The sequence below is a fragment of the uncultured Megasphaera sp. genome (assembly GCF_900539295.1).
Taxonomy (GTDB): domain Bacteria; phylum Bacillota; class Negativicutes; order Veillonellales; family Megasphaeraceae; genus Megasphaera.
Window position 1 is genome coordinate 64636 of sequence record NZ_UQBH01000002.1, and the last position, 25395, is coordinate 90030.

General features: G+C 51.7%; 24 protein-coding genes. 22 read left to right on the plus strand and 2 right to left on the minus strand.

Going from position 1 to position 25395, the window contains the following annotated elements:
- Window positions 1-35: 35 nt before the first annotated feature.
- The 5 genes from QZQ46_RS01010 to phoU are packed head-to-tail and all read left to right on the plus strand — an operon-like array spanning window position 36 to window position 4263.
- A complete protein-coding gene (locus tag QZQ46_RS01010) occupies window positions 36-917 on the plus strand; it encodes a phosphate ABC transporter substrate-binding protein (RefSeq protein ID WP_296826103.1) in 882 nt (293 codons plus the stop codon).
- Between the two features lie 17 nt (window positions 918-934).
- The gene (gene pstC, locus QZQ46_RS01015; RefSeq protein ID WP_296826104.1) at window positions 935-1858 is read left to right on the plus strand and encodes a phosphate ABC transporter permease subunit PstC; all 924 of its coding nucleotides are present in this window, start codon (window positions 935-937) and stop codon (window positions 1856-1858) included.
- A gap of 1 nt (window position 1859) precedes the next feature.
- On the plus strand, window positions 1860-2738 hold the full coding sequence (gene pstA, locus QZQ46_RS01020; protein WP_296826105.1) for a phosphate ABC transporter permease PstA: 879 nt from the start codon (window positions 1860-1862) through the stop codon (window positions 2736-2738).
- Entirely contained in the window at window positions 2738-3595 is an 858-nt protein-coding gene (gene pstB, locus QZQ46_RS01025; protein ID WP_296826106.1) for a phosphate ABC transporter ATP-binding protein PstB, read from the plus strand. The genes pstA and pstB overlap by 1 nt, the downstream gene beginning before the upstream one ends.
- 17 nt (window positions 3596-3612) lie before the next feature.
- On the plus strand, window positions 3613-4263 hold the full coding sequence (gene phoU, locus QZQ46_RS01030; RefSeq protein WP_296826107.1) for a phosphate signaling complex protein PhoU: 651 nt from the start codon (window positions 3613-3615) through the stop codon (window positions 4261-4263).
- A gap of 420 nt (window positions 4264-4683) precedes the next feature.
- On the opposite strand, the gene QZQ46_RS01035 is transcribed toward phoU, so the two are convergent.
- Window positions 4684-5640: a YitT family protein gene (locus tag QZQ46_RS01035; protein WP_296826108.1), complete on the minus strand. Its 957-nt coding sequence runs from the start codon at window positions 5638-5640 to the stop codon at window positions 4684-4686.
- A gap of 192 nt (window positions 5641-5832) precedes the next feature.
- On the opposite strand from QZQ46_RS01035, the gene ispE reads away from it, so the two are divergent.
- The 5 genes from ispE to QZQ46_RS01060 all read left to right on the plus strand — a co-directional run bounded on the left by ispE (window position 5833) and on the right by QZQ46_RS01060 (window position 11239).
- Window positions 5833-6681 carry a 4-(cytidine 5'-diphospho)-2-C-methyl-D-erythritol kinase gene (gene ispE, locus QZQ46_RS01040; RefSeq protein WP_296826109.1) on the plus strand — a complete coding sequence of 283 codons (849 nt, stop codon included), beginning with the start codon at window positions 5833-5835 and terminating at the stop codon, window positions 6679-6681.
- A 21-nt stretch (window positions 6682-6702) separates the two neighbouring features.
- Complete coding sequence (locus tag QZQ46_RS01045; RefSeq protein ID WP_296826110.1) at window positions 6703-7443, plus strand: GntR family transcriptional regulator; 741 nt, start codon at window positions 6703-6705, stop codon at window positions 7441-7443.
- 195 nt (window positions 7444-7638) lie between these two features.
- The gene (larA, locus tag QZQ46_RS01050; RefSeq protein WP_296826111.1) at window positions 7639-8922 is read left to right on the plus strand and encodes a nickel-dependent lactate racemase; all 1284 of its coding nucleotides are present in this window, start codon (window positions 7639-7641) and stop codon (window positions 8920-8922) included.
- Window positions 8923-9189: 267 nt separating this feature from the next.
- On the plus strand, window positions 9190-10599 hold the full coding sequence (locus QZQ46_RS01055; protein ID WP_296826165.1) for an FAD-binding oxidoreductase: 1410 nt from the start codon (window positions 9190-9192) through the stop codon (window positions 10597-10599).
- Window positions 10600-10798: 199 nt separating this feature from the next.
- Complete coding sequence (locus tag QZQ46_RS01060) at window positions 10799-11239, plus strand: flavodoxin family protein (RefSeq protein WP_296826112.1); 441 nt, start codon at window positions 10799-10801, stop codon at window positions 11237-11239.
- Between the two features lie 30 nt (window positions 11240-11269).
- On the opposite strand, the gene QZQ46_RS01065 is transcribed toward QZQ46_RS01060, so the two are convergent.
- Window positions 11270-12064, minus strand: a complete 795-nt coding sequence (locus QZQ46_RS01065; protein WP_296826113.1) for a transglycosylase domain-containing protein — start codon at window positions 12062-12064, stop codon at window positions 11270-11272.
- Between the two features lie 196 nt (window positions 12065-12260).
- Between QZQ46_RS01065 and QZQ46_RS01070 the strand changes: the two genes are divergently transcribed.
- The 12 genes from QZQ46_RS01070 (at window position 12261) to kdsA (ending at window position 25383) form a co-directional block, all read left to right on the plus strand.
- Window positions 12261-13508 carry an argininosuccinate synthase gene (locus tag QZQ46_RS01070; RefSeq protein ID WP_296826114.1) on the plus strand — a complete coding sequence of 416 codons (1248 nt, stop codon included), beginning with the start codon at window positions 12261-12263 and terminating at the stop codon, window positions 13506-13508.
- Window positions 13509-13520: 12 nt separating this feature from the next.
- The gene (gene argH, locus QZQ46_RS01075; protein ID WP_296826115.1) at window positions 13521-14954 is read left to right on the plus strand and encodes an argininosuccinate lyase; all 1434 of its coding nucleotides are present in this window, start codon (window positions 13521-13523) and stop codon (window positions 14952-14954) included.
- A gap of 190 nt (window positions 14955-15144) precedes the next feature.
- A complete protein-coding gene (gene lpxC / locus QZQ46_RS01080; protein WP_296826116.1) occupies window positions 15145-15978 on the plus strand; it encodes a UDP-3-O-acyl-N-acetylglucosamine deacetylase in 834 nt (277 codons plus the stop codon).
- A 17-nt stretch (window positions 15979-15995) separates the two neighbouring features.
- On the plus strand, window positions 15996-16442 hold the full coding sequence (gene fabZ, locus QZQ46_RS01085) for a 3-hydroxyacyl-ACP dehydratase FabZ (protein WP_296826117.1): 447 nt from the start codon (window positions 15996-15998) through the stop codon (window positions 16440-16442).
- Window positions 16443-16632: 190 nt separating this feature from the next.
- Entirely contained in the window at window positions 16633-17445 is an 813-nt protein-coding gene (gene lpxA / locus QZQ46_RS01090) for an acyl-ACP--UDP-N-acetylglucosamine O-acyltransferase (RefSeq protein WP_296826118.1), read from the plus strand.
- A gap of 123 nt (window positions 17446-17568) precedes the next feature.
- Window positions 17569-18384, plus strand: coding sequence for an LpxI family protein (locus QZQ46_RS01095; protein WP_296826119.1), 816 nt, complete (start codon window positions 17569-17571; stop codon window positions 18382-18384).
- 11 nt (window positions 18385-18395) lie between these two features.
- The gene (lpxB, locus tag QZQ46_RS01100; protein ID WP_296826120.1) at window positions 18396-19550 is read left to right on the plus strand and encodes a lipid-A-disaccharide synthase; all 1155 of its coding nucleotides are present in this window, start codon (window positions 18396-18398) and stop codon (window positions 19548-19550) included.
- Entirely contained in the window at window positions 19534-21294 is a 1761-nt protein-coding gene (gene msbA / locus QZQ46_RS01105) for a lipid A export permease/ATP-binding protein MsbA (protein ID WP_296826121.1), read from the plus strand. Before lpxB ends, msbA begins: the two co-directional genes overlap by 17 nt.
- Before the next feature lie 5 nt (window positions 21295-21299).
- Window positions 21300-22634 (plus strand): 3-deoxy-D-manno-octulosonic acid transferase, encoded by a 1335-nt coding sequence (locus QZQ46_RS01110; protein WP_296826166.1) that lies wholly within the window; start codon window positions 21300-21302, stop codon window positions 22632-22634.
- A gap of 4 nt (window positions 22635-22638) precedes the next feature.
- On the plus strand, window positions 22639-23787 hold the full coding sequence (lpxK, locus tag QZQ46_RS01115) for a tetraacyldisaccharide 4'-kinase (protein WP_296826122.1): 1149 nt from the start codon (window positions 22639-22641) through the stop codon (window positions 23785-23787).
- Window positions 23784-24533 (plus strand): 3-deoxy-manno-octulosonate cytidylyltransferase, encoded by a 750-nt coding sequence (kdsB, locus tag QZQ46_RS01120; RefSeq protein ID WP_296826123.1) that lies wholly within the window; start codon window positions 23784-23786, stop codon window positions 24531-24533. Before lpxK ends, kdsB begins: the two co-directional genes overlap by 4 nt.
- A gap of 4 nt (window positions 24534-24537) precedes the next feature.
- A complete protein-coding gene (gene kdsA / locus QZQ46_RS01125; RefSeq protein ID WP_296826124.1) occupies window positions 24538-25383 on the plus strand; it encodes a 3-deoxy-8-phosphooctulonate synthase in 846 nt (281 codons plus the stop codon).
- The last annotated feature ends 12 nt before the right edge of the window (window positions 25384-25395 follow it).

Sequence of the window (25395 nt, forward strand, 5' to 3'; positions counted from 1 at the left end):
TTCAGATTCTTTTATTTAAAGGAGAGGATTTTGTTATGAAGTTGAAAAAATTAGTTCTCATCGCTTTGGCAGCTACTATGGCTATTGGCGTTGCTGGTTGTGGAAGTCAGCAGCAGAGCAGTGATTCGTCAAAACAAGCGAGCGTTTCCGGAAGTATTACTGGCTCTGGTTCTTCGGCCTTGCTGCCTTTAGTTAAAGACGCAGCTGAAAAATTCAAGGCAGCGAACAAAGATGTTACCATTACCCTCAATGCCGGCGGTTCCGGTACGGGTCTGAAACAGGTTTCTGATGGTTCTGTTGATATGGGTAACTCCGACGTACCGGCTGAAACGAAACTCGATAAAGAAAAAGCCGACAAACTCGAAGACCATAAAGTTGCTGTTATGACCGTTGCTACGATCATCAACAAAGATGTAGGCGTTAAAAACTTGACGCGTCAGCAGCTGCAGGACATCTTCACGGCTAAAGTTACGAACTGGAAAGACGTTGGCGGTCAGGACATGCCGATCGTTTTGGTAACGCGTCCGAAGACCTCCGGTACACGTGCACTCTTCCAGAAATATGCTATCAACGGTGCTGAAGAAGCCGACAACAAATCCCTTGAAACGGATAACTCCGGCATTCTGATTCAGAGCGTTTCTCAGAACCCCGGTGCTATCGGCTATGTCGCTTTGCCGTACTTGCTGAACAATGATTCCGTCGGCGTCGTTTCCATCGATGGCGTAGAACCTACTTTGGAAAATACTTACAACGGTAAATACAGCGTATGGGGCTACGAACATATCTACACGAGCAAAGAACCGAAAGCTGCTGTTAAAGCCTTCATCGAATACATCATGGGTGACGAATACGGTAAACGTATCGAAGAACTCGGCTACGGTGTAAGCTCGAAGATGCAGACGAAAGAAGTTCATTAATTATTGGAGGAACGGGTATGAATGCAATCGAAACGGTGGTCCAGAGAGCCCATCGTAACGAGAAAGCAGCCAAAACGTTCATCACCATTTGCGGCATCGGTATGGCACTGGTGCCGCTTCTCATTGGCGCTTTTCTCTTTGTTAAAGGTACAGATACGTTTTTCACTTTCGGCCACAGCGTGACGGAATTTCTCTTTTCCGGTCAATGGAAACCTAGTGACACGGCCGAAGGCGGCGGTCAAGTTGGGGCTGCTATGTTCTTGGCAGGTTCACTGGTTACGTGTCTGCTGGCGTTACTTATTTCCTTGCCCTTCAGCCTGGCCTCGTCAATCTATATGACTGAAATCGCGACGCCCCAGCGGCGCCGCCTGATTCAGCCGGCTATCGAATTATTTACGGGCATCCCCTCTGTTGTTTACGGCTTTGTCGGCATGACAGTCCTCATTCCGGCACTGCGTCAGCTGTTTCCCATGCCGTTCGGCTTTTCCGTATTAGCTGCAGGTATCGTCTTGGCCGTCATGATTTTCCCGACGATTACGACGATGTCCGCCGATGCTATGGCAGCCGTTCCCAAATCGTGGCGCGAAGCTTCTTACGGCCTCGGCGCGACTCGTTGGGAAACGATTGCTCACGTCGTTTTACCAGCTGCTAAAAGCGGTATTTTCACCGGCATTATCTTGGGCCTGGCCCGTGCTTTGGGCGAAGCCCTGGCCGTTGCCATGGTTATCGGTCAGATGAAAGTCTTCCCGACGTCCTTGTTCCTGCCGGCCAGCACGCTTACGACGGCTATCTCAGCGGATATGGGGGGCGCAATGGAAGGCGGCGAATACAATGCCGCACTGTGGACGATGGCTTTGCTCTTGTTCTTGCTGTCGTTCCTGTTCATTTTTATTATCCACCAGATCAATGCCGCTTCCGAATTAAAAGGAGGACGGAGTTAATATGACAAGTATTGAAAACAAAAAAAGTAAAGATAAAATGATGACCGCACTTTTTACGTGCGGCGCAGCCTTTGCTGTCGTATTGCTGATTGCCTTCGTTCTTTACGTCGTCGTCAGCGGCGTAAGCGGCATGACACCGCAACTCTTATCCTTTACCGGTGCCGGCTTAGGAAACATGTTCTTTAATACGATTTATTTAGTCGTATTAGCCTTGGTTGCCAGTGCGATTATCGGTATTCCTGCCGGGATTTTCCTTGCTGAATACGCGAAAAAAGGCCGCATTACCCATTGGGTCCGCATGGCTGTTGAAACCTTGGCATCCCTGCCGTCTATCGTTGTCGGCTTGTTCGGCTACTTGGTCTTCATCGTCATGACCGGTTCCCAGTGGAACCTCATGGCCGGTGCTTTGGCCGTATCCATCCTGACCTTGCCCCTGGTTACGTCGGTTACAGAAGATGCCCTTCGCAACTTGCCGCCGAGCTACCGCAACGGCAGTTTGGGACTCGGCGCCTCCCATTGGCAGACCATTTGGCACGTTCTCTTGCCGGCTTGCTTCCCGCGCATCATGACCGGCCTCATCATGGCTGCCGGCCGCGGCTTTGGTGAAGCAGCTGCCTTGATGTTCACCGCCGGTATGTCGACGGATATCGACTGGAGCAACTGGGATATTACGACCAAGTCGAGTCCCCTTAACCCCTTCCGTCCCGGCGAAACCTTGGCCCTGCACATCTGGGCTCTGCGTACGGAAGCCCTTCATCCTGATGCAGCTCAACAGGCAGCGGCATCTTCGGCAATCCTGATGATCATGGTCTTGGTCTTCAGCTTACTGGCACGCTATTTAAGCTATCGAATCGATAAGAAAATGGGAGGAAATAACTAATGGCAGAAATTACTACAACCCTGACGGGTTTTGCGGCAGCCGACATTGAAAAGAAACGGGCTGCTGACGCTGTACAGGACGGCGCACACAGTGCAGCCGGTGCAGCAGAATACACCTTCGATGTCAGCAACATGGACCTCTTTTACGATGAGTACCAGGCATTGAAAGACATCAACATGAAAATTCGCAAAAATGAAATCACGGCTCTCATCGGCCCCTCGGGCTGCGGGAAATCGACCTTCCTCAAGACCTTGAATCGTATGAATGACTGGGTTGAAGGCTGCCGTGTCACCGGCGACATCCGCTTTGAAGGACAGGATATCTTCAAAGAAGTCGATCCCTTGGCCCTTCGCTACCGTGTCGGCATGGTTTTCCAGCAGCCGACGCCGTTCCCGAAGAGCGTTTATGAAAACATTGCCTACGGTCCCCGCGTCCAGGGTATCAACGATAAGAAGAAACTCGACGAAATCGTTGAACGAAGCCTGCGCCAGGCTGCCTGCTGGGATGAAATGAAGGATCGCCTCAGTAAGAGTGCTCTCGGTCTGTCCGGCGGTCAGCAGCAGCGTCTGTGCATCGCCCGTACTTTGGCGGCAGATCCGTCGGTCATTCTCATGGACGAACCGACGTCGGCTCTGGACCCGATTTCGACGCAGAAAATCGAAGATTTGGCCTTGGAATTAAAAGAAAAATATACCATTGTCATCGTTACCCACAGCATGCAGCAAGCCCGTCGTATTTCGGATAAAACGGCATTCTTCCTCTTAGGGGAACTTATTGAGTACGATAATACACTGGATATGTTCACCAATCCGTCGAATCCCAAGACTGAAGAATATATTACCGGCCGTTTCGGCTAAGAGGAGGAAAGGGACTAATGCTGGAAATTTATGAAAAAGAATTGGCCGAGCTGAAGCAGGATATGATCGGCTTGGGCATGAAAGTAGAACAGGCCGTAGAAAGCACATGGAAGGCCTTGGAACGCAAAGATGTCGAATTGGCTCAGCGTATCTTCGATGGCGACGATGCCATCGATGAACTGGTCAAATCGTGCATGAAAAAAGACTTGACGATTAGTTTGATGCAAGGTCCCGTGGCGGCTGATTATCGGAGCTTGATGGCGACGCTGAAAATCCTCTCCGACTTAGAACGTATTGCCGATCATTGCGCTGATATCAGCCACTACGTCATCCACTTGAAACAGACTAACCATGACGTACCCTTGCCGGCAGGCGTAAAGGAAATGTACGGTGTCATGTCCTCTATGGTCAGTGACGTCATCGACTTCTATAAAGAACGGGGCACGTCGTCACAGGCCGAATTCATGCGCGACAAAGACGATATCGTCGACCAGGCTTTCAACAATCTCATGGTTGATTTGTCGGCTGAAATGACCAAACATCCGGAAAACTCCAAGGACTACATCGATTTGGTCCTGGTTATCAAGTACATCGAACGAATGGCTGACCATGCAAACAACATTGCTGAATGGCTCATCTATCGCGATACGAATGAAATTCGGATCTAAGTGATAGGAATTCTGATAAGTACAAAGCCCTATAAGTTATGCTCGGCGTAACTTATAGGGCTTTGTTTCTGTAAAAAAACGTACGAGTCTTGGGCAGCGGCAAGGGGAATTACGGGACTCTTCCGAGATGGAGAGGAATCGACACCGTAAAGGGGAGACGGTGTCGGGCGAAAGCCTGCAGGCATATTCCCAAGATTTTCGTGTTTCGAGGAGGCTTTGAAAGGGCGAAGCAATTCAGGAGCCCTCTTTCTCCAGGTACGGCTTTGATGACTTGTGTGTATCAGGCTGCCTGCCGCCTGATACAGGGGGGCAATGTTGGGGTGGTTAAGGGGCTGTAAACTTTTGCTGAGAGGCTTTTAGGGCTGTTTAGAACGAAAAAAACGCAGCCCCGAATGGGAGCTGCGTTTTGATGTCTCGAAATTAATATTCCGGAGGCATATTCTTTTGGGTATGGGGCATGGAGAGAGCATCGCCCGGATATTGATGATATTTGACCGGCGATGATGTGAAACCCCGGCCGACGACTTCCGAGGCGTCGCTGATGATCATGAAGGCTTGAGGATCGAGTTTGTTGACGATTTCTTTGACTTTTGCCACTTCCGTCAGTTTGATGACGGCGTAGATGACTCGCTTGTCCTGCATGGTGTAGGCCCCCTGGCCGTGGATATAGGTGGCGCCATGGCCGATGTAGCGCATGAGAACCTGGGCGATAGGCGTCGAACGGTTGGAGATGATGAGGACGCTCTTTCTCTGTTTGAGGCCGAGGACGACCTTATTGGTAATGAAGGCGGCGATATAAATGGCGACGAAGGTCAGGACTGCCCGTTCCAGGGAGAACATGTAAGCCGCTGCCGACAGGATTACTAAGTTGAGGATCATCGTGACCGTGCCCATTTCCAGGGAATAGTATTTCTTGACGATGGCGCCGATGACGTCGAGGCCGCCGCTGTTGCCGTTGTATTTATAGATGATGCCAAAGCCGATACCCGACAGGATGCCGCCGGTAATGGATGAGAGCATGGGATCATCCATGATCTTCCACGTCGATAGGAAGGCCGTGGCGTCAGCCAACACCGAAAGCATGATGGTGCCGACGATGCTTAGTAAGGTGTACCGCCGTCCCATGAATTTATAGCAGGCAATCATGATCGGGATGTTGAGGATGAAGATCCCGGTCCCGACGGGAAGGCCTGTGGCGAAATAAACCATGATGGCTGCGCCGCTGATGCCGCTGCTCAATAAGTGGAAGGGAATGAAGAAGGCGTTCATCCCGATGACGACGACCAGGCTTCCGACAAAGGAGGCAATGTAAGGAACCGCTAATTCCCAAAGGGTCTGGGCTGGTAATAAGTTCTGAGCCGGTAATAAGTTTTTCATAATTTTTCCCCCAGTTCGAATGAAGAATTGTAAAGCAAAGGAAAAAACGGTATAATCATGATAGCATAATGAAGATTCTGTGCATTCGTACAGGATGCTGTGAAGGCAGTAAATCCCTGCTTTTGTCTCATTATAACATAGGAAAATTTTTAATCAATAAGGCAGTGCACATTTTATACATGGAGTGACAGTATGACTGAAATAGTAGAAACCGGATATGGAAAAATTAACTTGGCGTTGGCCATTACAGGCGTTCGAGAGGATGGTTATCACAATATCGATACGATCTTCCAATCCATCGGCCTCTGTGATAGGGTAACGCTGAAGGAAGCGGAGGAATTTCAGTTAACCTGTTCGGCTGCATCGCTGCCTTGTGATGAGACCAACTTGGCCTACCGAGCCTGGAAGGCACTGTGTCCGTATAAAAAGGACAATCACGGCGTGGCCATCCATATTGAAAAACAGATTCCCATTGCAGCCGGCCTTGCCGGCGGCAGTACAGATTGTGCCGCTGTCCTGCGCGGGTTGAATCGCCTGTGGAATCTCTCTTTATCACAGCAGGAATTGTGCCGCATCGGGGCCAAGCTCGGTGCCGATGTGCCCTTTTGTATTTGCGGCGGTACCATGCGCGGCACCGGAATCGGCGAACAGCTTCGCCCATTGACGCCCCTTCCGGCGTGGCCGGTGGCTTTGGTTCATCCTCGGGTCGCCGTAGAGACGAAACGAGCCTATGCTCTTTTTGACGGTAAAAAAGCGACGGCTGCCATCGATGTCGATGCCGTCGAAGAGGCTGTCGAAAAGGGGAATTTCGACTCCTTGACGGCCGCCATGGGAAATACCTTTGAAGAATTAGTGATGCCCGATGTGCCTCAAGTGGCTCAGTGTCGGAAGCGCCTTGCTTCTCTTGGCCTGACGCCGCTCATGGCCGGCAGCGGACCGACGGTGTTTGCCTTAGTTCCGCCGGAACGGGAAGAAGAAGTACGTCGCCAAGTGATGACTTGGACCGATGTCGATACGTATATGACCACTGTAGTGAAATGATGGGACGGTGAATGATACCCGATGCAAAAGCAGACCAAAAGGCAGCATGCTTTAGAGCCGATTAAATTAGATGCTTACAGACCGCTGCGTGAAGTCGTCAGCGAGGCTTTGCGGCAGGCTATTAAAGACGGAGTCCTGAAGCCCGGTGAACGGCTGATGGAAATTCAGTTGGCTGAAGAACTCGGCGTCAGCCGGACGCCCATTCGTGAGGCCATCCGCAAACTGGAACTCGAAGGCTTCGTCGTCATGGTGCCGCGGCGCGGAACCTATGTCGCCGATATTTCTTTGAAGGATATCGCTCAGGTTTTTGAAATCCGCAGCGCCTTGGAAGAACTGGCGGCCGGTCTTGCTGCCGAACGAATTACACCCGATGAATTGGAAGATTTGGAACGGATTCTCGTCGAAATCAATGAGTATATCGACAATGATCAGTTCGATAAGATCGTCGATGCCGATATCCGTTTCCACGACGTCTTGTACCACGCCAGCCGAAATCAGCGCTTAGTCGATATTTTGAACAATTTGCGTGAACAGATGCTGCGCTTTCGTTCCATTTCCATGCATTACCCCGGCCGTTTGGCTGCAACTTGGGAGGAACACCGGCAGATGGTAGAAAACATTGCCGATCATAACAGCGCCATGGCGCGAAAAGTAGCTAAAAAACATATGGAAAATTCAGAACGCACCCTGCTGAAAGGCATTCGTCAAGATGAGGAATCGGCTCGACGCGTCCATGAGTTGTTCCCACATCAAAATATATAAGGAAGGGACTTTCAAATGGGACATTTTTTACTCAATCATTTTCGTGATTTCCATGAGCGGTCAGAGCACATGGAAGATTTCGAAAACTTTCTCTATGTTTTGACGTATATTTTGTTTGTCTGTCTGTTTATACGCTCCCTTGTCGCCTTGTATATGGGACATTGGAATCTATTTTGATAGAAGGGTACTTTTTTTATGAAAACATATTCACTTCCCTTTGGAAAAGGGGAACAGCTCATTTCTCTCGATGAAACACACGTATTATATGATTTACATGGGACGCCGATCCCGGCCGTAACCGACGAGGCAGCCGCTGTCTTACAGGCCCTGCGCCAACCCATCGGCAGCCTTCCTTTAGCAGACGTCGTACAGCCCTCCGATACGGTGGCCATCATCGTCAGCGACATTACCCGTCCCGTCCATACGGCGCAGATGCTGCCGGTCATCGTCGATGAATTGAATCGGGTCGGTGTTCCTGACGCGCAGATTAAGGTCATTACGGCTCAGGGGACCCACCGGGCCCATACGCCGGAAGAAGATGAATTCGTCTGCGGCAAAGAGATGGTACAGCGCCTTACCATCATCAACCATGACTGCCGCGACAAAGAAAAACTCATAAGCGTCGGTACGACGACACACGGCAATGAAGTTTGTCTCAATGCCGAAGCCGTTCGGGCCGATAAGGTCATCGTGACCGGCGCCGTTTCTTTCCACCCCATGGCCGGTTTTGGCGGCGGCCGCAAGGCCGTTTTGCCCGGTATTGCCGGTTATGAAACGATCATGCGCAACCATGCCCTGGCTTTGACTGAAGATGTTGGCGGCGGCTGCAATGAACGCTGCGAAACGAGCCTTTTAGAAGATAATCCGCTTCACGACGATATGAAGCAGGCTGCACAGTTGCTGAACCCTTGCTTTTTGGTCAACACCGTCTTTTCGGCTGACGGCGAACTGGCTGAAGTTGTCGGCGGTCATTGGTATGAAGCCTGGAAGAAAGGCTGCGATGACCTCTTGGCCTTTGCCAGCGTGCCCATTGCTGCGAAAGCCGATATTACCTTGGCCTCGGCCGGCGGCTATCCTAAGGACATGAATCTCTATCAGAGCATGAAGGCGCCTATGAATGCCGTCTTTGCGACAAAGCCCGGCGGCACGATGATCCTGACCCTCGACTGCCCGGACATCAAAGAACCGGCCGTCTTTACGGACTGGTTCTTCCGCAGCGATATGACGGCTTTTGAACGGGACCTGCGGGCCGATTTCTCCATTCCTGCCTTTGTCGCCTTCAAGTCGCACTGCATTTTCCGCTCCATGCAGGCCGTCTATGTCGTAACCCGACCTGAAAATTTTGATATCATCCGCCAGAGCGGCCTCATTCCGGCAGCCTCCTTAGAAGAAGCCTGGAAAGAAGCACAGGCAAACCTTCCTGCTGATTATACCGTTACCGTCATGAGCCACGCGGCGGCGACCTTTCCCGTCCTGTAAGGCCCTCTTGGCTGTGGGATGAAGCATACCGATCATAAAGAAAGCTGTCATTTAAGACAGCTTCTTTTTTTATATAAATTTCGGAGACCTTCGCCTTTTCTTTAAGATAGATAGAAGATATAGATAAAATGATAAAGGGATATATGTTTTTTTGAAATTTTCAAGACAAATAGGGGGTGCCTGTACTATAATAGTCATAAATTCCAAGGCAGTTGCGCTGGGTGAAATTCCAGTTCCATTTCTGCTGAATACAAAGGGGAGCTTATGATGAAAAAATACAATCCGGTTACTGAAGAAGTGTTGGCGGCCTTAAAAGCCGTCGTTGGGGATAAATATGTCAAGACCGATCCGGAGGTCCTCGACGTGTATAAATCCGATGAAAGCCTGGCCCCGTCTTTTTGGAAGACGCCGGAAGTCGTCGTCCTGCCGGCCAATACGGAAGAAGTTTCCGAAGTCCTTAAAATTGCCAACCGCTTCGATGTGCCGGTTACGCCGCGCAGTGCCGGTACCAGCGTCAGCTGCGGTGCCGTTCCGGCTTATGAAGGCATCGTCCTCCTTATGGAACGGATGAACCGCATCCTTGAACTGAATGAAGACGGCATGTATATGATCGTCGAAGCCGGCGTTCGCACCATTGACATCCAAAATGCGGCCCGCGAAAAAGGGCTGCTCTATGCCGGTGATCCCTGCAGCTCTGACAGCTGCCTCATTGGCGGCAACTTGGCAACCAACGCCGGCGGCAACAAGGCCGTCCGCTATGGTACGACGCGCCATCAGGTCTATGCCATTGAAGCCGTCCTGCCGACCGGCAAGATCGTAAACCTCGGTGCGACCCTGCAGAAGTGTTCTACCGGTTTTTGCCTCGATCAACTCATCATCGGCTCTGAAGGTACACTGGGCATCATCACCAAGGCGACGTTGAAACTCGTCCCCCTGCCGCCGTATAAACTCGACGTCCTGGCCGTCTTCACCGATCTTGCCAAGGCAACGGCCTTAGTTCCGAAACTCATTAAAGCCGGCCTCAACCCGACGTCAGTCGAATTCATGGACAACAATTTCGTCCGCAGCGCCAGTGATTACAGCGACTTGAAGCTGCCTCATTATGAAGACGGCTGTTATGACATCATTTCCATCGAAACCTTCAATGAAGATGAATTGGATGACAAGATGGAAAAATTGGCCGCCGTCTGTGAAGAATGCGGGGCTACGGATATCGTTGAAGCCGACGACCGGGTATGGAAGGTGCGCCGCAACTGCCTGGAAAGTACGCGGGCCTTTTCCAAGATCGCCACGTCGGAAGATTTAGTCGTCCCGGTCCCTAAGATTGCCGACTGCATTCAGCATTTGGTCGAAGAAAGCAAAAAATACGACTTTCGCATTTTCTGCCTGGCTCATGCCGGTGACGGCAACCTGCACTTCCAAATCTTAAAATGCGACATGAGTGACGAAGATTGGAATCAGCAGCTCAAGGATTTCCGCGCGACGGCGTATACTTATGTATATAATTTAGGCGGCCGCCTGTCCGGCGAACACGGCATCGGTTTGAAACGACTCAAGTATATGGAAGAATATACGGACCCGGCTGAACTCGATCTGATGAAGACCCTGAAAAGTGCCGTAGATCCTAAGTGGATCCTGAATCCTGGCAAGGTCATTGAACAACCCTCTAATTATTGAGAATTTATTTTCATAAAATAGGTATAATAAATTAAGACTTTATTGTTTAAAGTTTGTACTTAATATTATAAAAAATAAACTTATTGCTAATAAAAAAACTATTGGACAACGGGAACTATTTCATGATATACTACAAAAAAACGATAATAAATATCAACAAATATTAAAAATATTAAAATAGTCAAAAGGAGATGTTGAGATGAACGCCATTGTAGTATATTCTTCGCAGACTGGCCGCACCAAACAGATTGCCCAAGCTGTTGTATCTGGTCTTCCCGAAGGGACGCCCTGCGTCAGCGTCGATGAAATGCCCGAAGATTTTTCCGGTTATGACTGCGTTTTTGTCGGCTTTTGGAGCGATAAAGACCAGGCCGATCCCAAGGGCCAGGAAGCATTGAAAAAGATCAAAAACGACAACGTAGCCGTTTTTGCCACTCTTCATGATGATCCCTATTCCGACCAGGCCTCTAAACACCTGCGCGGTGCCGTCGAACTCTTGCGGCCCGGCAGCGGCGTCATCGGCACCTATGTGACTTGGACGGATAAAGATAATTACATGCAGGCTCCTGTTGAAGGCGAAGATTTAAGTTTGGATCAGGCCCGCGCCTTTGCGCAGGATACGATCAGCCGCATTAAATAAGGAGCCCGAAGGCGATGAAAAGACCTCAGATTACCGTTGTAATCCGAGGTCTTTTTTGTAAGCGGCATTGCTTTGTTCCGGGCTGATATAGCCTTGTTCCGTCATGAGGGTCAGGACGATTTTTTGCCGAGCTTTGGCAGCCGGATAGTTCTGTAAGGGATTGTAATAGGTCGGAGCCTGAACGAGGCCGGCCAGCATGGAAGACTGGGCCAGGTCCAGTTTTTCCGGAGACGTCGTAAAATATGTCCGGGCCGCATCGTCGATGCCCGTGGCATTGGCGCCGAAGTAGGCCGTATTCAGGTAGATTTCGAGGATTTCATCTTTACTGTAATTCTGCTCCAATAAGAAGGCCATGACGAATTCCTGAGCTTTACGGGCGAAGGTCCGATCTTGAGAGAGAAAGACGTTTTTTACGACTTGCTGGCTCAGGGTACTGCCGCCTTCGACGGTTTCACCGGATTGGATATTGGTCAAAATGGCCCGGCCGATGCCGATGGGGTCGATGGCTCCGTGGGAATAGAAGCGGCGGTCTTCCGTGGCGACGACGGCGTGCTGCATCGGTTTGGAGATGGCTCCGATAGCGACGTAGACCGGGATTTTCTTAATCTTGGCGTCCATGGCCTGATGAAAGTGCAAATAGGGATACAGACTGGCTTCCAGGGGCTGAAGCGGTGCCGGCCAGGTTCCCTGAGGCTCGGTTGTTTCTTTTATCCGGGTCGTCGTACCCGCAGGCGGCTTGGTCGTCTTTGGCGCATCAAAGAGCAGATTCCAGCCGGCGCAGAGGACAAAGGCCAGGATGAAGATGGCGATGTATTTTCGTTTCATCAAATTCCTCCTATTAAACATCCCTATTATACTATAGTTTTGGGACTGATGGAACTTTGGCCGGCCGTTAAAAAACATGGAAAATTTTTATGCAAAATACTTGCATAATTTTTCTGCCTGATGTATACTATCAAACGTAGACAGAATAAACTTATCAACTATTGCAGTCGTTCATTCGATAGAGGAGGAAAATATCATGAGCAATACGAAAAAAGAGATTAAAAAAATTGTCCTTGCCTATTCCGGCGGACTCGATACATCGGTCATCATTCCCTGGTTAAAAGAAAACTACCCCGGTGCTGAAGTCATCGCTGCCTGTGCTGATGTCGGCCAGCCGGACGACTTTGAAGCCATTGAAAAGAAAGCCTATGCTTCCGGTGCTTCCAAAGTGTACGTCATGGATATCAAGAAGGAATTCATGGAAGAATACGTATGGCCGACGGTAAAAGCCGGCGCCGTCTATGAAGGAAAATACCTGCTCGGCACGTCCTTTGCCCGCCCGCTCATTTCTAAGAAACTCGTTGAAGTCGCTAAAAAAGAAGGGGCAGAAGCCATCGCCCACGGCGCTACGGGTAAGGGGAACGACCAGGTTCGCTTTGAATTGACGGTCAAAGCCTTAGCTCCGGAAATGATCCTTATCGCACCGTGGCGGATGTGGGACCTCAAATCTCGTGAAGACGAATTGGCTTATGCCGAAGCTCACAACGTTCCCATCGACTATAAATCAGAAGAAAATCCTTATCCCTACAGCATGGACTGGAATATCTGGCATCTGAGCCATGAAGGCGATGACCTCGAAGATCCGGCCAATGCTCCGAAAGACATGGTCTACATGGTCACCAAGACGCCGGAACAGGCTCCCGACGCTCCGGAATACGTTACCATCGACTTTGAACAGGGCATTCCCGTCGCTGTCAATGGTGCAAAACACGATGCCGTTACCTTGATCACGGTCCTCAATGAAATCGGTGCCCGCAACGGCGTCGGCATCGTCGATATCGTTGAAAACCGGTTGGTCGGCATGAAGAGCCGCGGCATTTATGAAAACCCGGGCGGCGCCATCCTCATGTATGCCCACAGAGAACTTGAATATCTCTGCCTCGACCGGGATACCTTCCATTATAAAGAAACGGCAGCCAACAAGTTTGCCGAACTCGTCTATGACGGCAAATGGTTCTCGCCGCTTCGCGAAGCCCTTTCGGCTTTCGTCGATGAAACGCAGCAGACCGTTACCGGTCAGGTTATTTTGAAACTCTACAAGGGCAATATCATCAGTGCCGGTTCGACGTCGCCGTATTCCTTATACAATGAAGAATTCGTCACCTTTGGCGAAGACGACGTATACGACCAGACCGATGCTGAAGGGTTCATCAACCTCTTCGGACTGCCCCTCAAGATGCGTGCCCTCATGAAGCAGCATGCGGAAAAACAGGGCAAACAGTAAGGAGCGAATGATATGAAGTTATGGGGCGGCCGGTTTACCAAGGCCACAGATAAAAGTGTAGAAGCGTTCAATGCGTCGATCCAGTTCGACTGCCGCATGTACGCTGAAGATATTTGCGGCAGCATCGCCCACGCGACGATGCTGGCTAAAGAAGGCATCATTTCGGAAGAAGACAAGGATGCCATCGTCAAGGGCTTGAAGGCTATTTTCCAGCAGATCGAAGAGGGGAAATTCGACTTTTCCGTTGAGCTCGAAGATATTCACATGAATATTGAAAAGCGCTTGACCGATGCCATCGGCGAGGCGGGTAAACGCCTTCATACGGGCCGCAGCCGCAACGACCAGGTAGCCCTCGACACCCACTTGTACATCCGTCGGGAAATCGCTGCCGTTGCCGACCTCTTGGTTAAACTCCAGGAGTCTCTCGTCAAGGCTGCCGAAAAGTACAGCGACGTCATCATGCCCGGTTATACTCATTTGCAGCGGGCTCAGCCGATCCTCTTCAGCCACCACCTCATGGCCTATTTCTCCATGCTGTCCCGTGACTTCATTCACTTGAAATATGCCTGGGACATGGCAGACATGATGCCCCTCGGCGCCGGCGCCCTGGCTGGCACGACTTATCCGCTCGACCAGCCCTTCGTAGCCGATGTGCTCAAGTTTGGCAAAATCTACGACAACAGCCTCGATGCCGTCAGCGACCGGGACTACATCATCGCCTTTTTGGAATTTGCTGCCGTCCTCATGATGCACCTCAGCCGGTTGTCGGAAGAATTCATCCTCTGGTCGAGCTCTGAATTTAAGTTTATCGAACTCGATGACTCTCACTGCACGGGTTCATCCATCATGCCGCAGAAGAAGAATCCCGATATCTGCGAACTCGTCCGCGGCAAGACCGGCCGTTTTTACGGCCACCTCATGGGCGTCCTGACCATGATGAAAGGGATTCCCATGGCCTATGATAAGGACATGCAGGAAGATAAAGAAGGCGTCTTTGATGCCATCGATAATTTGAAATTTGCCCTGACCATCTATGCCGCCATGATTGACAAAATGACCGTCAACGGCGAGCATATGCGGGAAGTGCTGGAAAGCGATTTTTCCAATGCTACCGACATGGCCGACTACTTGGCCAAGAAAGGCCTTCCTTTCCGCGAAGCTCACGCCGTCGTCGGAAAGGCCGTCCACTACTGCATCGAACAGGGCAAGGTATTACAGCAGTTATCGCTGTCAGAGCTCCAGGCCATGAGCCCGCTCTTCGCCGAAGATATCCATCATTACTTGGATATCGAAACGTGCGTCAAACAGCGTAACACATATAACGGCACGTCGCCAGCGTCCGTAGCGCGTCAGTGTCAGGCCGGCTTCGATACGATTGCCGGTGAACAGACTCAAATCGGCACGTGGGACGATGTCGTCTCCTCTGTCTATGAACTACTGAAGTAACAACGATTGAAGCAAAAAGGAGTTGTCTCTAAAGGCAGCTCCTTTTTGTTTGGAGCAAAGGCCGCCGGGGAACAATTACTTGTCATATGGCCTTTCAATAAGGTATAATAAAAAAGCATGAAAAAAATTATAAAAAAAATTACGAAAAATTTATTTATCTTACTCGTAACAGGAAAGGAGGGGCCTGCCTATGTCACAGACCGCACAAACGACACTGGCTCATGACGTTTCATTCAACGGTATCGGCCTGCACGCTGCAAATGAAGTTCATATGGTACTGCGCCCGGCTCCGGCTGATACAGGTATTGTTTTTATTCGGACCGATTTGCCGGAAAAACCGTCTGTACAAGCCCATCTGACGAATGTAACCAATACGATGCGGGCGACGACCCTGGAAAAGGGAAGCGCCAAGGTCTTTACGGTAGAACATCTGCTGTCGGCCCTTTATGGGATGGAAATAGACAACTGCTTCGTCGAAATGGATTCCGTCGAACCGCCCGTTGCCGATGGCAGCAGTCTGACCTTTGTCAAACTTATTGAAGAAGCAGGAGTCCGCGAACTCGATGCGCCGCGCCGGCCGCTGGTCATACAAAAGCAGCATCTCATCCAGGACGGGGATAAGTTCATCGCCCTCGTGCCCTATGACGGATTCCGCATTACCTTCACGTCCATCAATCCGCATCCCATGCTGGGCGTCCAGTTTTTTGACGAGATTGTCACCAAGGCTTCGTACATTGAGCAGATTTCCTTTGCCCGGACCATCGCCTTTACGGAAGAACTGGAAATGCTGAAGAAACTCGGCCTTGGCAAGGGGGGTACTATTGAAAACGTCGTCGTCTACGACAAGACGTCGTGCCTGTCCGTTCCGCGCTCCGATGACGAATTGGTCCGCCATAAGGTGCTCGACATCGTCGGTGATTTGTCGCTGCTCGGAAGACCGATACAAGGACATGTCATTGCCGTCAAATCGAGCCATAACTTAAATAACCAGCTGACACATCAGATTTTTGAAGAACTACAGTGAGCTAAGGAGGAATTCTCATGACTTTGGAAGTAACTGATATTATGGAAATTTTGCCGCATCGCTATCCCATGCTGCTTATTGACCGGATCATTGAATTGGAACCGATGAAATATGCCGTCGGCATCAAGAATGCGACCTTTAATGAGCAATTTTTCCAAGGCCACTTTCCGGGCAAGCCGGTTATGCCGGGTGTCCTCATTGCCGAAGCCATGGCCCAGGTCGGCGGCATTGCCCTCTTATACCCCGAAGAAAACCGCGGCCTCATTCCCTTCTTTACGGGAATCGATAAAATCCGCTTCCGCCATCCCGTCATCCCCGGCGACCAGTTGGTCATGCGGGCTGATATCGAAAAGGTAAAGGGCCGTATGGGCAAGGTCAAGGCTCAGTGTCACGTCGGCGATACTCTCTGCGCCGAAGGGGAATACCTCTTTGCCCTCATGCCGGGACAGAATCCGAAGAAATAATCGATAAAAGAAAGCTTTATGTTGAAAAGACACCTAAAATGGGTGAATTCATCAGCATAAAGGGGAATATTGCGGGAAATGGCTTGATTTTGCCGGGCGAAATAAAGCGCCCTTCCTGCGACTGTATAGATAGATGTTTATGAATTTAAGCGACTGCCCGCCTTGGGCAGGGAAGCGAGGAGTGACTTTAATGACCGAGGAAATGAATAACATGCGCCAGAGCATGATACATCCGACGGCTGTTATAGACCCGCAGGCAAAAATCGGCGCCGGTGTTAAAATCGGACCGTATGCCGTTATCGGGCCTCACGTCACCATTGGTGACGGAACAGAAATCATGGCCCACGTTACGATCGACGGTTGGACGACGATTGGTAAGGACTGCCGGTTTTTCCCGAGCTGTTCCATCGGTTCGGAACCGCAGGATTTAAAATATCACGGTGAAAAGAGCTTTCTGATCATCGGCGACCGCTCGGTATTCCGGGAATTCGTCACGGTCAGCACGGCGACGGGCGAAGGGGAAGAAACGAGAATCGGCAACGACTGTCTGTTCCAGGCCTGTACCCATGTAGCCCACAACTGCGTCGTCGGCAACCACGTCATCATGAGCAACTGCGCCGGTCTTGCCGGTCACGTTACCGTTGAAGACCGGGTCGTCATCGGCGGTATTGCCGGTGTCCATCAGTTCGTCAAAATCGGCCGCAACAGCATGATCGGCGGCCTGGCTAAGGTCGTACAGGACATTCCGCCCTTCGTCATCGCCGACGGTCAGCCGGCGCGCTGCATCGGCCTGAACAGTGTCGGCCTCTCGCGGGCCGGTGTTCCCGAAGACGTCCGTCGGGAATTGAAAAAAGCATTCCGCATCTTGTACCGTTCGGGTCTCAATTTGCGCCAGGCTATTTTTGAAATGGAACAGGAATTGGACAGTTCCGAAGAAGTAGAACATTTTCTCCGTTTTCTCCGCAATGCCGACCGCGGTATTTGCCGGGGAACCAAAGACTAGGCAACAGCCAGTGAGTAAAAGGGGTGTCGCACCTGCGATAGCCCTTTTTTTACTGACAAGAGACCTGTTTTTTTGTATAATGATAGAGATAAACATTTCTCTTTATGAATAAGGATGATTGCTATGGAAAAAGTTGGACTCTTGGCCGGTATCGGTAAGCTTCCTGTCGAATTTATGCGTGCTGCTAAGCATTTGGGATATGAAGTCGTCGTCATCGCCGTCGTCAGCGATGTTGAACCGGAATTGGCGGCTGAAGCCGATACATATTACGAGATCAACGTTGCTAAGTTGGATAAAATCATTAAGACCCTCAAAAAAAATGACGTCTCGAAGGTTACGATGATCGGCAAGGTCACCAAGGAAATCCTCTTTAAGGGCCTGAAATTTCCTGATTGGAGGGCCATTAAGCTCTTAGCCAAGCTGCATAACCGTAAAGACGATACGATCATGCTGGCCATCGTCGATGAATTGGCCAAAGACGGCCTTGAAGTCGTTGACCAGACCCTGTACCTGAAAGACCTCATGCCGGACATGGGCGTCTTGTCGCGCCGAAAACCGACGGAAGAGGAAGAAGACGATATCCGCTTCGGCTTCGTAACAGCTAAGGCTATGGGCGGTATGGATATCGGCCAGACCGTTGTCGTCAAGCATAAGGCCGTCATGGCTGTCGAAGCCATCGAAGGCACCGACGCATGCATTCGCCGCGGCGGGGCTCTCGGCCGTGAAAAATCGGTCGTCGTCAAAGTGGCAAAGCCCAATCAGGATCCGCGCTTTGACGTGCCGGCTGTAGGCCGGCAGACCGTGTTATCCATGATTGAAAGCAACTGCAATGTCCTGGCCATGGAAGCCGGCCGCACCCTCTTTGTCGAACAGGACGAAGTCCTTCGCCTGGCGGACAGCCACGGCATCGTTATCTGTGCTGTTGATAAAAACTTTTGACGGGAGTTCCTATGAAAATTATGTTTTCGGCCGGCGAGGCTTCGGGCGATCTCCACGGTGCCAACCTGGCACGGGCCTTGAAACAACTGGCACCGGATATCGAGCTGCTCGGCATGGGCGGCGAAAAGATGAAAGACGCCGGCGTCGATATCGTCTATGATATCGCCAATCTGGGCGTCATCGGTATCGGCGAGATCATCCGCAAGATCCCCTTTTTCTTTCGCCTCCGCGATTTTCTGGTCGACACCATGCGTCGGGAAAAGCCCGACGTCTTGGTCTGCATCGACTATCCGGGCTTTAATATGCGCCTCATCAAGGCCGCCAAGGCAGCCGGCATCCCTGTCATTTACTACATCTTGCCGACCATTTGGGCCTGGCATAAGAGTCGGGGAAAGACGATTGCAAAATACACCGATTTGGCCATTTCCCTCTTTCCCTTTGAAGCCAAGCTCTATGAAGAGATAGGGACAAATGTCCTCTATACGGGGCACCCGCTCCTGGACAGCGTCCATCCGAGCCTGAGCCGTCACGACGCCTTCGTCCGCTTTGGCCTCGATGAAGCTAAAAAGACGGTCCTCCTCATGCCGGGAAGCCGCGTTCAAGAAGTACAGAGCCTCCTTCCGTGCATGCTGGAAGGGGCGAAACAGATTGCCCGCAGCCACGGGGACGTGCAGTTTCTCATCCCGCGGGCTACGACGATAGACAAGGCCATGCTCGATGAGATCATCGAAGCCTCCGGCGTGACCGTTACCGTCGGGGAAGGCGCTGTCTACGATATGATGAATATCAGTACGGCAGCCGTCGCGGCCTCGGGTACGGCAACCCTTGAGACGGCCCTCATGGGCCTTCCGACCCTCCTGGTGTACCGCGTCAACCGCCTGACTTATTGGCTTTCAAAGATATTGGTGCATATCGAGAGCATCGGCCTGCCCAACATCATCATGGGCCGCAGGGTTATTCCTGAACTGTGGCAGGATGAGGTGACACCTGATCACATTGCCGACGCCGTCCTTCCCATGCTGGACGACGGGCCGCGCCGCCGTGAGCTCTGTGAGGACCTTTCCGCCGTGCGCCGCACGATGGGGGAATCGGGGGCTGTAATGCGTACAGCCCAGGCTGTCTTAACTTTTGCAAGAGAAAGAGGTATTCATGAAGCAGTACAATAGTTGGCAAGGTTATAAAAGATTATTAGCTTTCATAAAGCCCTATAAGGTGCGGCTCACTTTTGCCGTCATCTGTATGGCCCTGTCCGGGGCGAGCAACGTCGTCGTTCCCTGGCTGATAAAGGATGTCATCGATAAGGTATTGGCCAATAAAGATATTTATACCCTGAACCTCATCGTCATCGGCATCTTGGTCCTGTTTTTACTGCGCGGGTTCTTCTATTTCGGCGAACGCTACCTCATGAGTTTCGTCGGCCAGAAAATCGTCAACGATATCCGCGAAAAACTGTACCGCCATTTACAGACCCTGTCCCTGTCTTATTTTGACAAGCATAAGACGGGCAATATCATGAGCAACCTGACCAACGACGTCACGGCGCTCCAGACGGCTATTGCCGGCAATCTCATCTCCTTCGTCCAGGAAGCGGTCATCCTCGTCGGCTCCTTAGTGTCCATGATTTTCCTCTACTGGAAGCTGACCCTCCTGACCTTGGTCATCGTGCCCCTCGTCGTCTTTACGATCAACTTCTTCGGGTCCCGCCTGCGCAAGGCCGGTCACGACGTACAGGGCAAGATGGCAGACATCACGTCCCTTCTCGAAGAGGCCATTTCCGGCATCCGCATCATTCGTTCCTTTAACCGCGAAGATTTTGAAATCCGGCGCTTCATGCTGCAAAACGACCGCAATTTCTGGGCTCTCATGAATACGACCCGGCTGACGTCCTTATTGACGCCGTTCATCCAATTCTTTGCAGCCATCGCCGTGACCGGCATCATCTGGTACGGCGGCATGAGCGTCATCAACGGTGAAATGACGGCCGGCGCCTTGATCGCCTTCCTCATCTATGCCATTAACCTGGCCAATCCCGTTCGCCGCATCAGCGAAATTTACGGCGATATCCAAAAATCCCTGGCCGCTGCAGACCGCGTCTTTGAAACGATCGACACCGTGCCTGACGTCAAGGAAAAAGAAGGGGCCATGGTTTTGCCGCAGGTCAAAGGGGAAGTTACCTTTGATAAGGTTTCCTTTGCCTACGATGAGAACCATCCGGCTTTGACCGATTTTAATCTCGAAGTCCGTCCGGGCGAAGTCGTCGCCCTGGTCGGCCCCAGCGGCGCCGGAAAATCGACGGTAGCCAACTTGCTGCCCCGCTTTTATGACGTCACCTCCGGGAGTCTTCGCATCGACGGCATCGACGTCCGCGACGTCACCTTTTCGTCCCTGCGCCAGCAAATCGGCCTGGTTCCCCAGGAAACGATGCTGTTCAATGCGACGGTTCGGGAAAACATCCTCTATGGCCGCCTCGACGCGACGGAAGAAGAAATTGTCGCCGCGGCTAAGGCTGCCAACGCCCACGAATTTATTCAGCGCCTGCCCGGCGGCTACGACGCCCTCGTCGGCGATCGGGGCAACTCCCTGTCCGGCGGTCAGCGTCAGCGCATTGCTATTGCCAGGGCTATTCTTAAAAATCCCCGCATCCTTATCCTCGATGAAGCGACGTCAGCTCTCGATACGGAAAGTGAAAAAATCGTTCAGGCTGCCCTGGACCGGCTCATGGAAGGCCGGACGGCTGTCGTCATTGCCCATCGCCTGAGCACGGTCCGCAACGCTGACAACATCGTCGTCATCGACCACGGACACATCGTCGAAACGGGGACCCATGCGGAATTATTGGCCAAAGAAGGCCTGTATGCACACCTCTACGCCGTTCAATTTAACGATAAGAAAGAAGCTTCAGAGGATTGATCATGATGAAGAATCTAAAATCCCATCCGATGTACTGGCTGTATAATATTATCCTTCTCATTTACTGGGCAACCCTCATTCCCATGTTGATTTACCGCCTGATTCACGAAGAAGGGTTCTATCAGCGCATCAAACAGAGCATCGGATTCTTACCGGATGAATTAAAAGAAAAAATATCGAATCGCCACGCCATTTGGGTCCACGCCGCCTCGGTCGGTGAAATCGTAGCGGCCAGCCCCATTGTGCGTGAAATGCGAAAGAGCCATCCCGACGAAGTCATCATCGTATCGGTCGTTACGGCGACGGGATTCCGCATGGCCCACCAGATCATCAAAGGCGCCGACGGGATCCTCTATTTCCCCTTGGATCTGCCCTATCTGACCAACCGCATCTTGACTATTATCAACCCTCGGGCCATCGTCTTGGTCGAAACGGAAATCTGGCCGAATTTTCTGCGCATCGCCGCTGACAAGCACATTCCGGTCATGATGATGAACGGCCGCATCAGCCAGCGCAGTGCCGTTCGCTACCGTTTGATCACCTTCTTTACGCGCCGCGTCTTGTCGACGATTCGCATGTTCTGCATGCAAAGCTATATCGATGCCCAGTACATCATCGACATCGGTGCCGATCCCAACAAGGTCATCGTCACGGGCAATACCAAGTATGACCAGACCTACGGTATCGTAACGGAAGAGGAAAAGAAGCGCTTCCTTCATGAACTCGGATTTGACGAAGGCAGTCCTCTCATGATTGCCGGCAGTACCCATCGGGGAGAAAACAGCTCGGTATACAAAGCCTTTGTGAAGATTCGCGACCACTTCCCCGATGCCAAATTGATTATTGCACCGCGCTATATTTATCAGGCCGATCTCATCGTCGATGAAGGCATCAAGCATGACGTGACCATGGTTAAGCGCAGCGACATGATGGCCGGAAAATCTGTTCGGGCCGAATATGACGGCGTCGTCCTCGATACCATCGGTGAGCTTGGACGGGTGTACAGCTTAGGCGATTTAATCTTCGTCGGCGGCAGCCTGGCCCATATCGGCGGCCACAACATCCTCGAACCGGCTGCCCACGGGAAACCGATTGTTGTCGGCCCGAATATGTTCAACTTCGTCGAAATCTTTGAACTCCTCAGCCGGCACGGTGCCTGCGTCATGGTAAAAAATGAAGAGGAATTCATCGAAACTTGCTTGGATATCCTGGTCAATCCCGACCGGGCCGAAGCGATGAAGCGAAATTGTATTGCCGTCGTTAAAGAAAATCAGGGGGCAACCCGTAAGAATTTGGATAAACTGCAGGAAATGCTTGAATCGATTCAGGCCGGGAGGTGAGTCTATGTCCTTGAGAACGACCGGAGCCGCATACTTTCACTACTTGACGGGAAAGCAGCGGCATCACTGGTGGGACTGGCCGGCACTGCTCCTTCTCCGCGGTGCGGCCTGGATTTATCGAAAGGCTGTGGTCATGAAATACCGTTCCTTTGCTAATCACCGTGAGCGCCAGGAACGGCTGCCGGCTGTCGTCATCAGCTTAGGCAATATCACCGTCGGCGGGACGGGGAAGACGCCCATGGCTTGTATGCTGGCTAAAGAACTCGCTGCCAGGGGACTTCGCGTGGCTCTCCTCAATCGGGGCTATCGGTCTGACAGCGAGAAAGGCGGAGCCTCGATTATGTCCGACGGCCGCATGGTCCTCCTTTCCGCTGAAGAAGGGGGCGACGAAGCGAGCCTCATGGCTCGGAGCCTGATGGGCATTCCCGTCCTCGTCGGCCGGAATCGGGCTGTCAGCGGCCGCATGGCTGTTGAAAAATTTGACTCCCAAGTTCTCATCCTCGATGACGGATTCCAGCACTGGCAGCTCTATCGCGATGTCGATATCGTCCTCGTCGACGGGACCAATCCCTTTGGCAACGGCCACGTTCTGCCGCGGGGCATCCTGCGCGAACCCTTGGAACATCTGGATAGGGCAGACCTGTTCGTCATTACCAAAGTCGATCAGATAAGCCGGGATGATATAGACGCTATTACGGCCGACCTTCGGCGGTATAACCGGACGGCGCCGGTGGCCTTATCGGTCCACAAGCCTTCCGCCGTCGTTCCCTTTTTGAATTGGAATCGGGGCCTTCATCCGGAAGAAGCCATGCCGGCCGTCTTTTCGGACCATCCGGTCGTCGCCGTATCGGCTCTCGGCAATCCCGCCTCTTTTGAAGAGACCCTGCGCAGTGCCGGCTTTACCGTAGCCGACGTCCTGCGCTATGAAGACCACCATCATTACGGACCGTCCGATATCCGGCGGATGGCTGAAATTGCCGCTGAAAAGAAGTGCTTTTTAGTGACGACGGAAAAAGATGCCGTCAAGCTTCCGGCGGACCTCGTGAAAGAATACGACCTTCCCTTATACGTCTTGGCCATTACCCTTGACATCGTAGAAGGGAAAGAAAAAATAGATGCCGTCTTGCAATCTGTATTGGAGGATAAACTATGAATTTTGTATGCATCATTCCCTCGCGCTACGCCTCGACGCGCCTGCCGGGGAAACCCTTATGTGATATTGCCGGCAAGCCCATGGTACAGCGCGTGTATGAACAGGCTTCAAAAGCTTCTAAGCTGACGGCTGTCGTCGTCGCCGTCGACAATCCTAAGGTCTATGACAGGGTCGTCTCCTTTGGCGGTCATGCCGTCATGACCCGGGAAGATCATGCTAACGGGACGGACCGCCTGGCAGAAGCCGTCGGCCACTTTCCCGATGCCGATGTCATCGTCAACGTTCAAGGCGACGAACCGCTCATTGCGCCGGATGTCATCGATGATTTGTGCCGGGTCTTTGAAGAAGATCCTTCCTTGACCATGGCGACCGTGGCGGCACCGCTCCAAGAAGAAGAATACGATGAACCGAGTGCCGTAAAGGTCGTCCTCAATCGGCGCGATGAAGCCATGTATTTTTCACGGTCTCTCATCCCGTATCCGCGCCATTCTTTTGAAGATGCCGGGATTCAGCCCTATAAACATATCGGAATTTATGCCTACCGCCGGGACTTTCTCTTAAGCTATGCTGCCATGGACCCGACGCCGGCAGAAAAAGTCGAGTCCCTCGAACAGTTGCGAGTTCTCGAAAATGGTTATAAGATAAAAGTGATAAAAACGCACCATCAATTCATTGGCATCGATACGCCGGATGATCTCGAACGCATCCGCCGTTATTTTGTCGAATCTGCTCATAAAGGGGAATAAGACTATGGAAACAGTGAAACAAATTCATGTTGGCAATACGCTTGTCGGCGGCAATGGCAGCCTGTTCGTCATGGCCGGTCCGTGTGTCATCGAAGATCCGGAAAGAACCCTCAAAATCGGTCAGACGATGAAAGAAATTTGCGAACGCCTGGGCCTGCCCTATATCTTTAAGGCCTCCTTTGATAAGGCGAACCGCTCGTCCTTTTCATCTTACCGCGGGCCGGGACTCAAAGAAGGGCTGCGCATTTTAGGCGATATTAAGAAGGAACTTCAAGTTCCCGTTGTCAGTGACGTCCACGAAGTCCACCAGGTAGAAGCCGCCGCCGAAGTCCTCGATGTCATCCAGATTCCGGCTTTCCTCTGCCGTCAGACCGACCTCGTCGAAGCCGCTGCGGCAACGGGAAAATGCGTCAACGTAAAAAAAGGCCAGTTCCTGGCTCCGGAAGACATGAAAAATGTCGTCGATAAAATCGTTCACTCGGGCAATGAAAATATCATGCTTACCGAACGGGGCGTCAGTCTGGGCTACCACAACCTGGTCGTCGACATGCGCTCCTTCCCGATTATGAGAAGCTTTGGCTATCCCGTCGTCTTCGATGCCACCCACAGCGTCCAGCTGCCGGGCGGTGCCGGCACCAAGTCGTCGGGCCAGCGCCAATTCATCGGCAACTTAGCGCGTGCCGCTGCCGGTTCCGGCATCGACGGCGTTTTCATGGAAGTTCATGATAACCCGGCCGAAGCCCTCAGCGACGGACCGAATATGCTGTACTTATCGCAGGTCGAAGGCGTCCTCCGCGATATGGCTGCTATTCGCGACATTGCCAAAAACAGCGTAAGCACGGAAATGTGAGGGGAATCGATA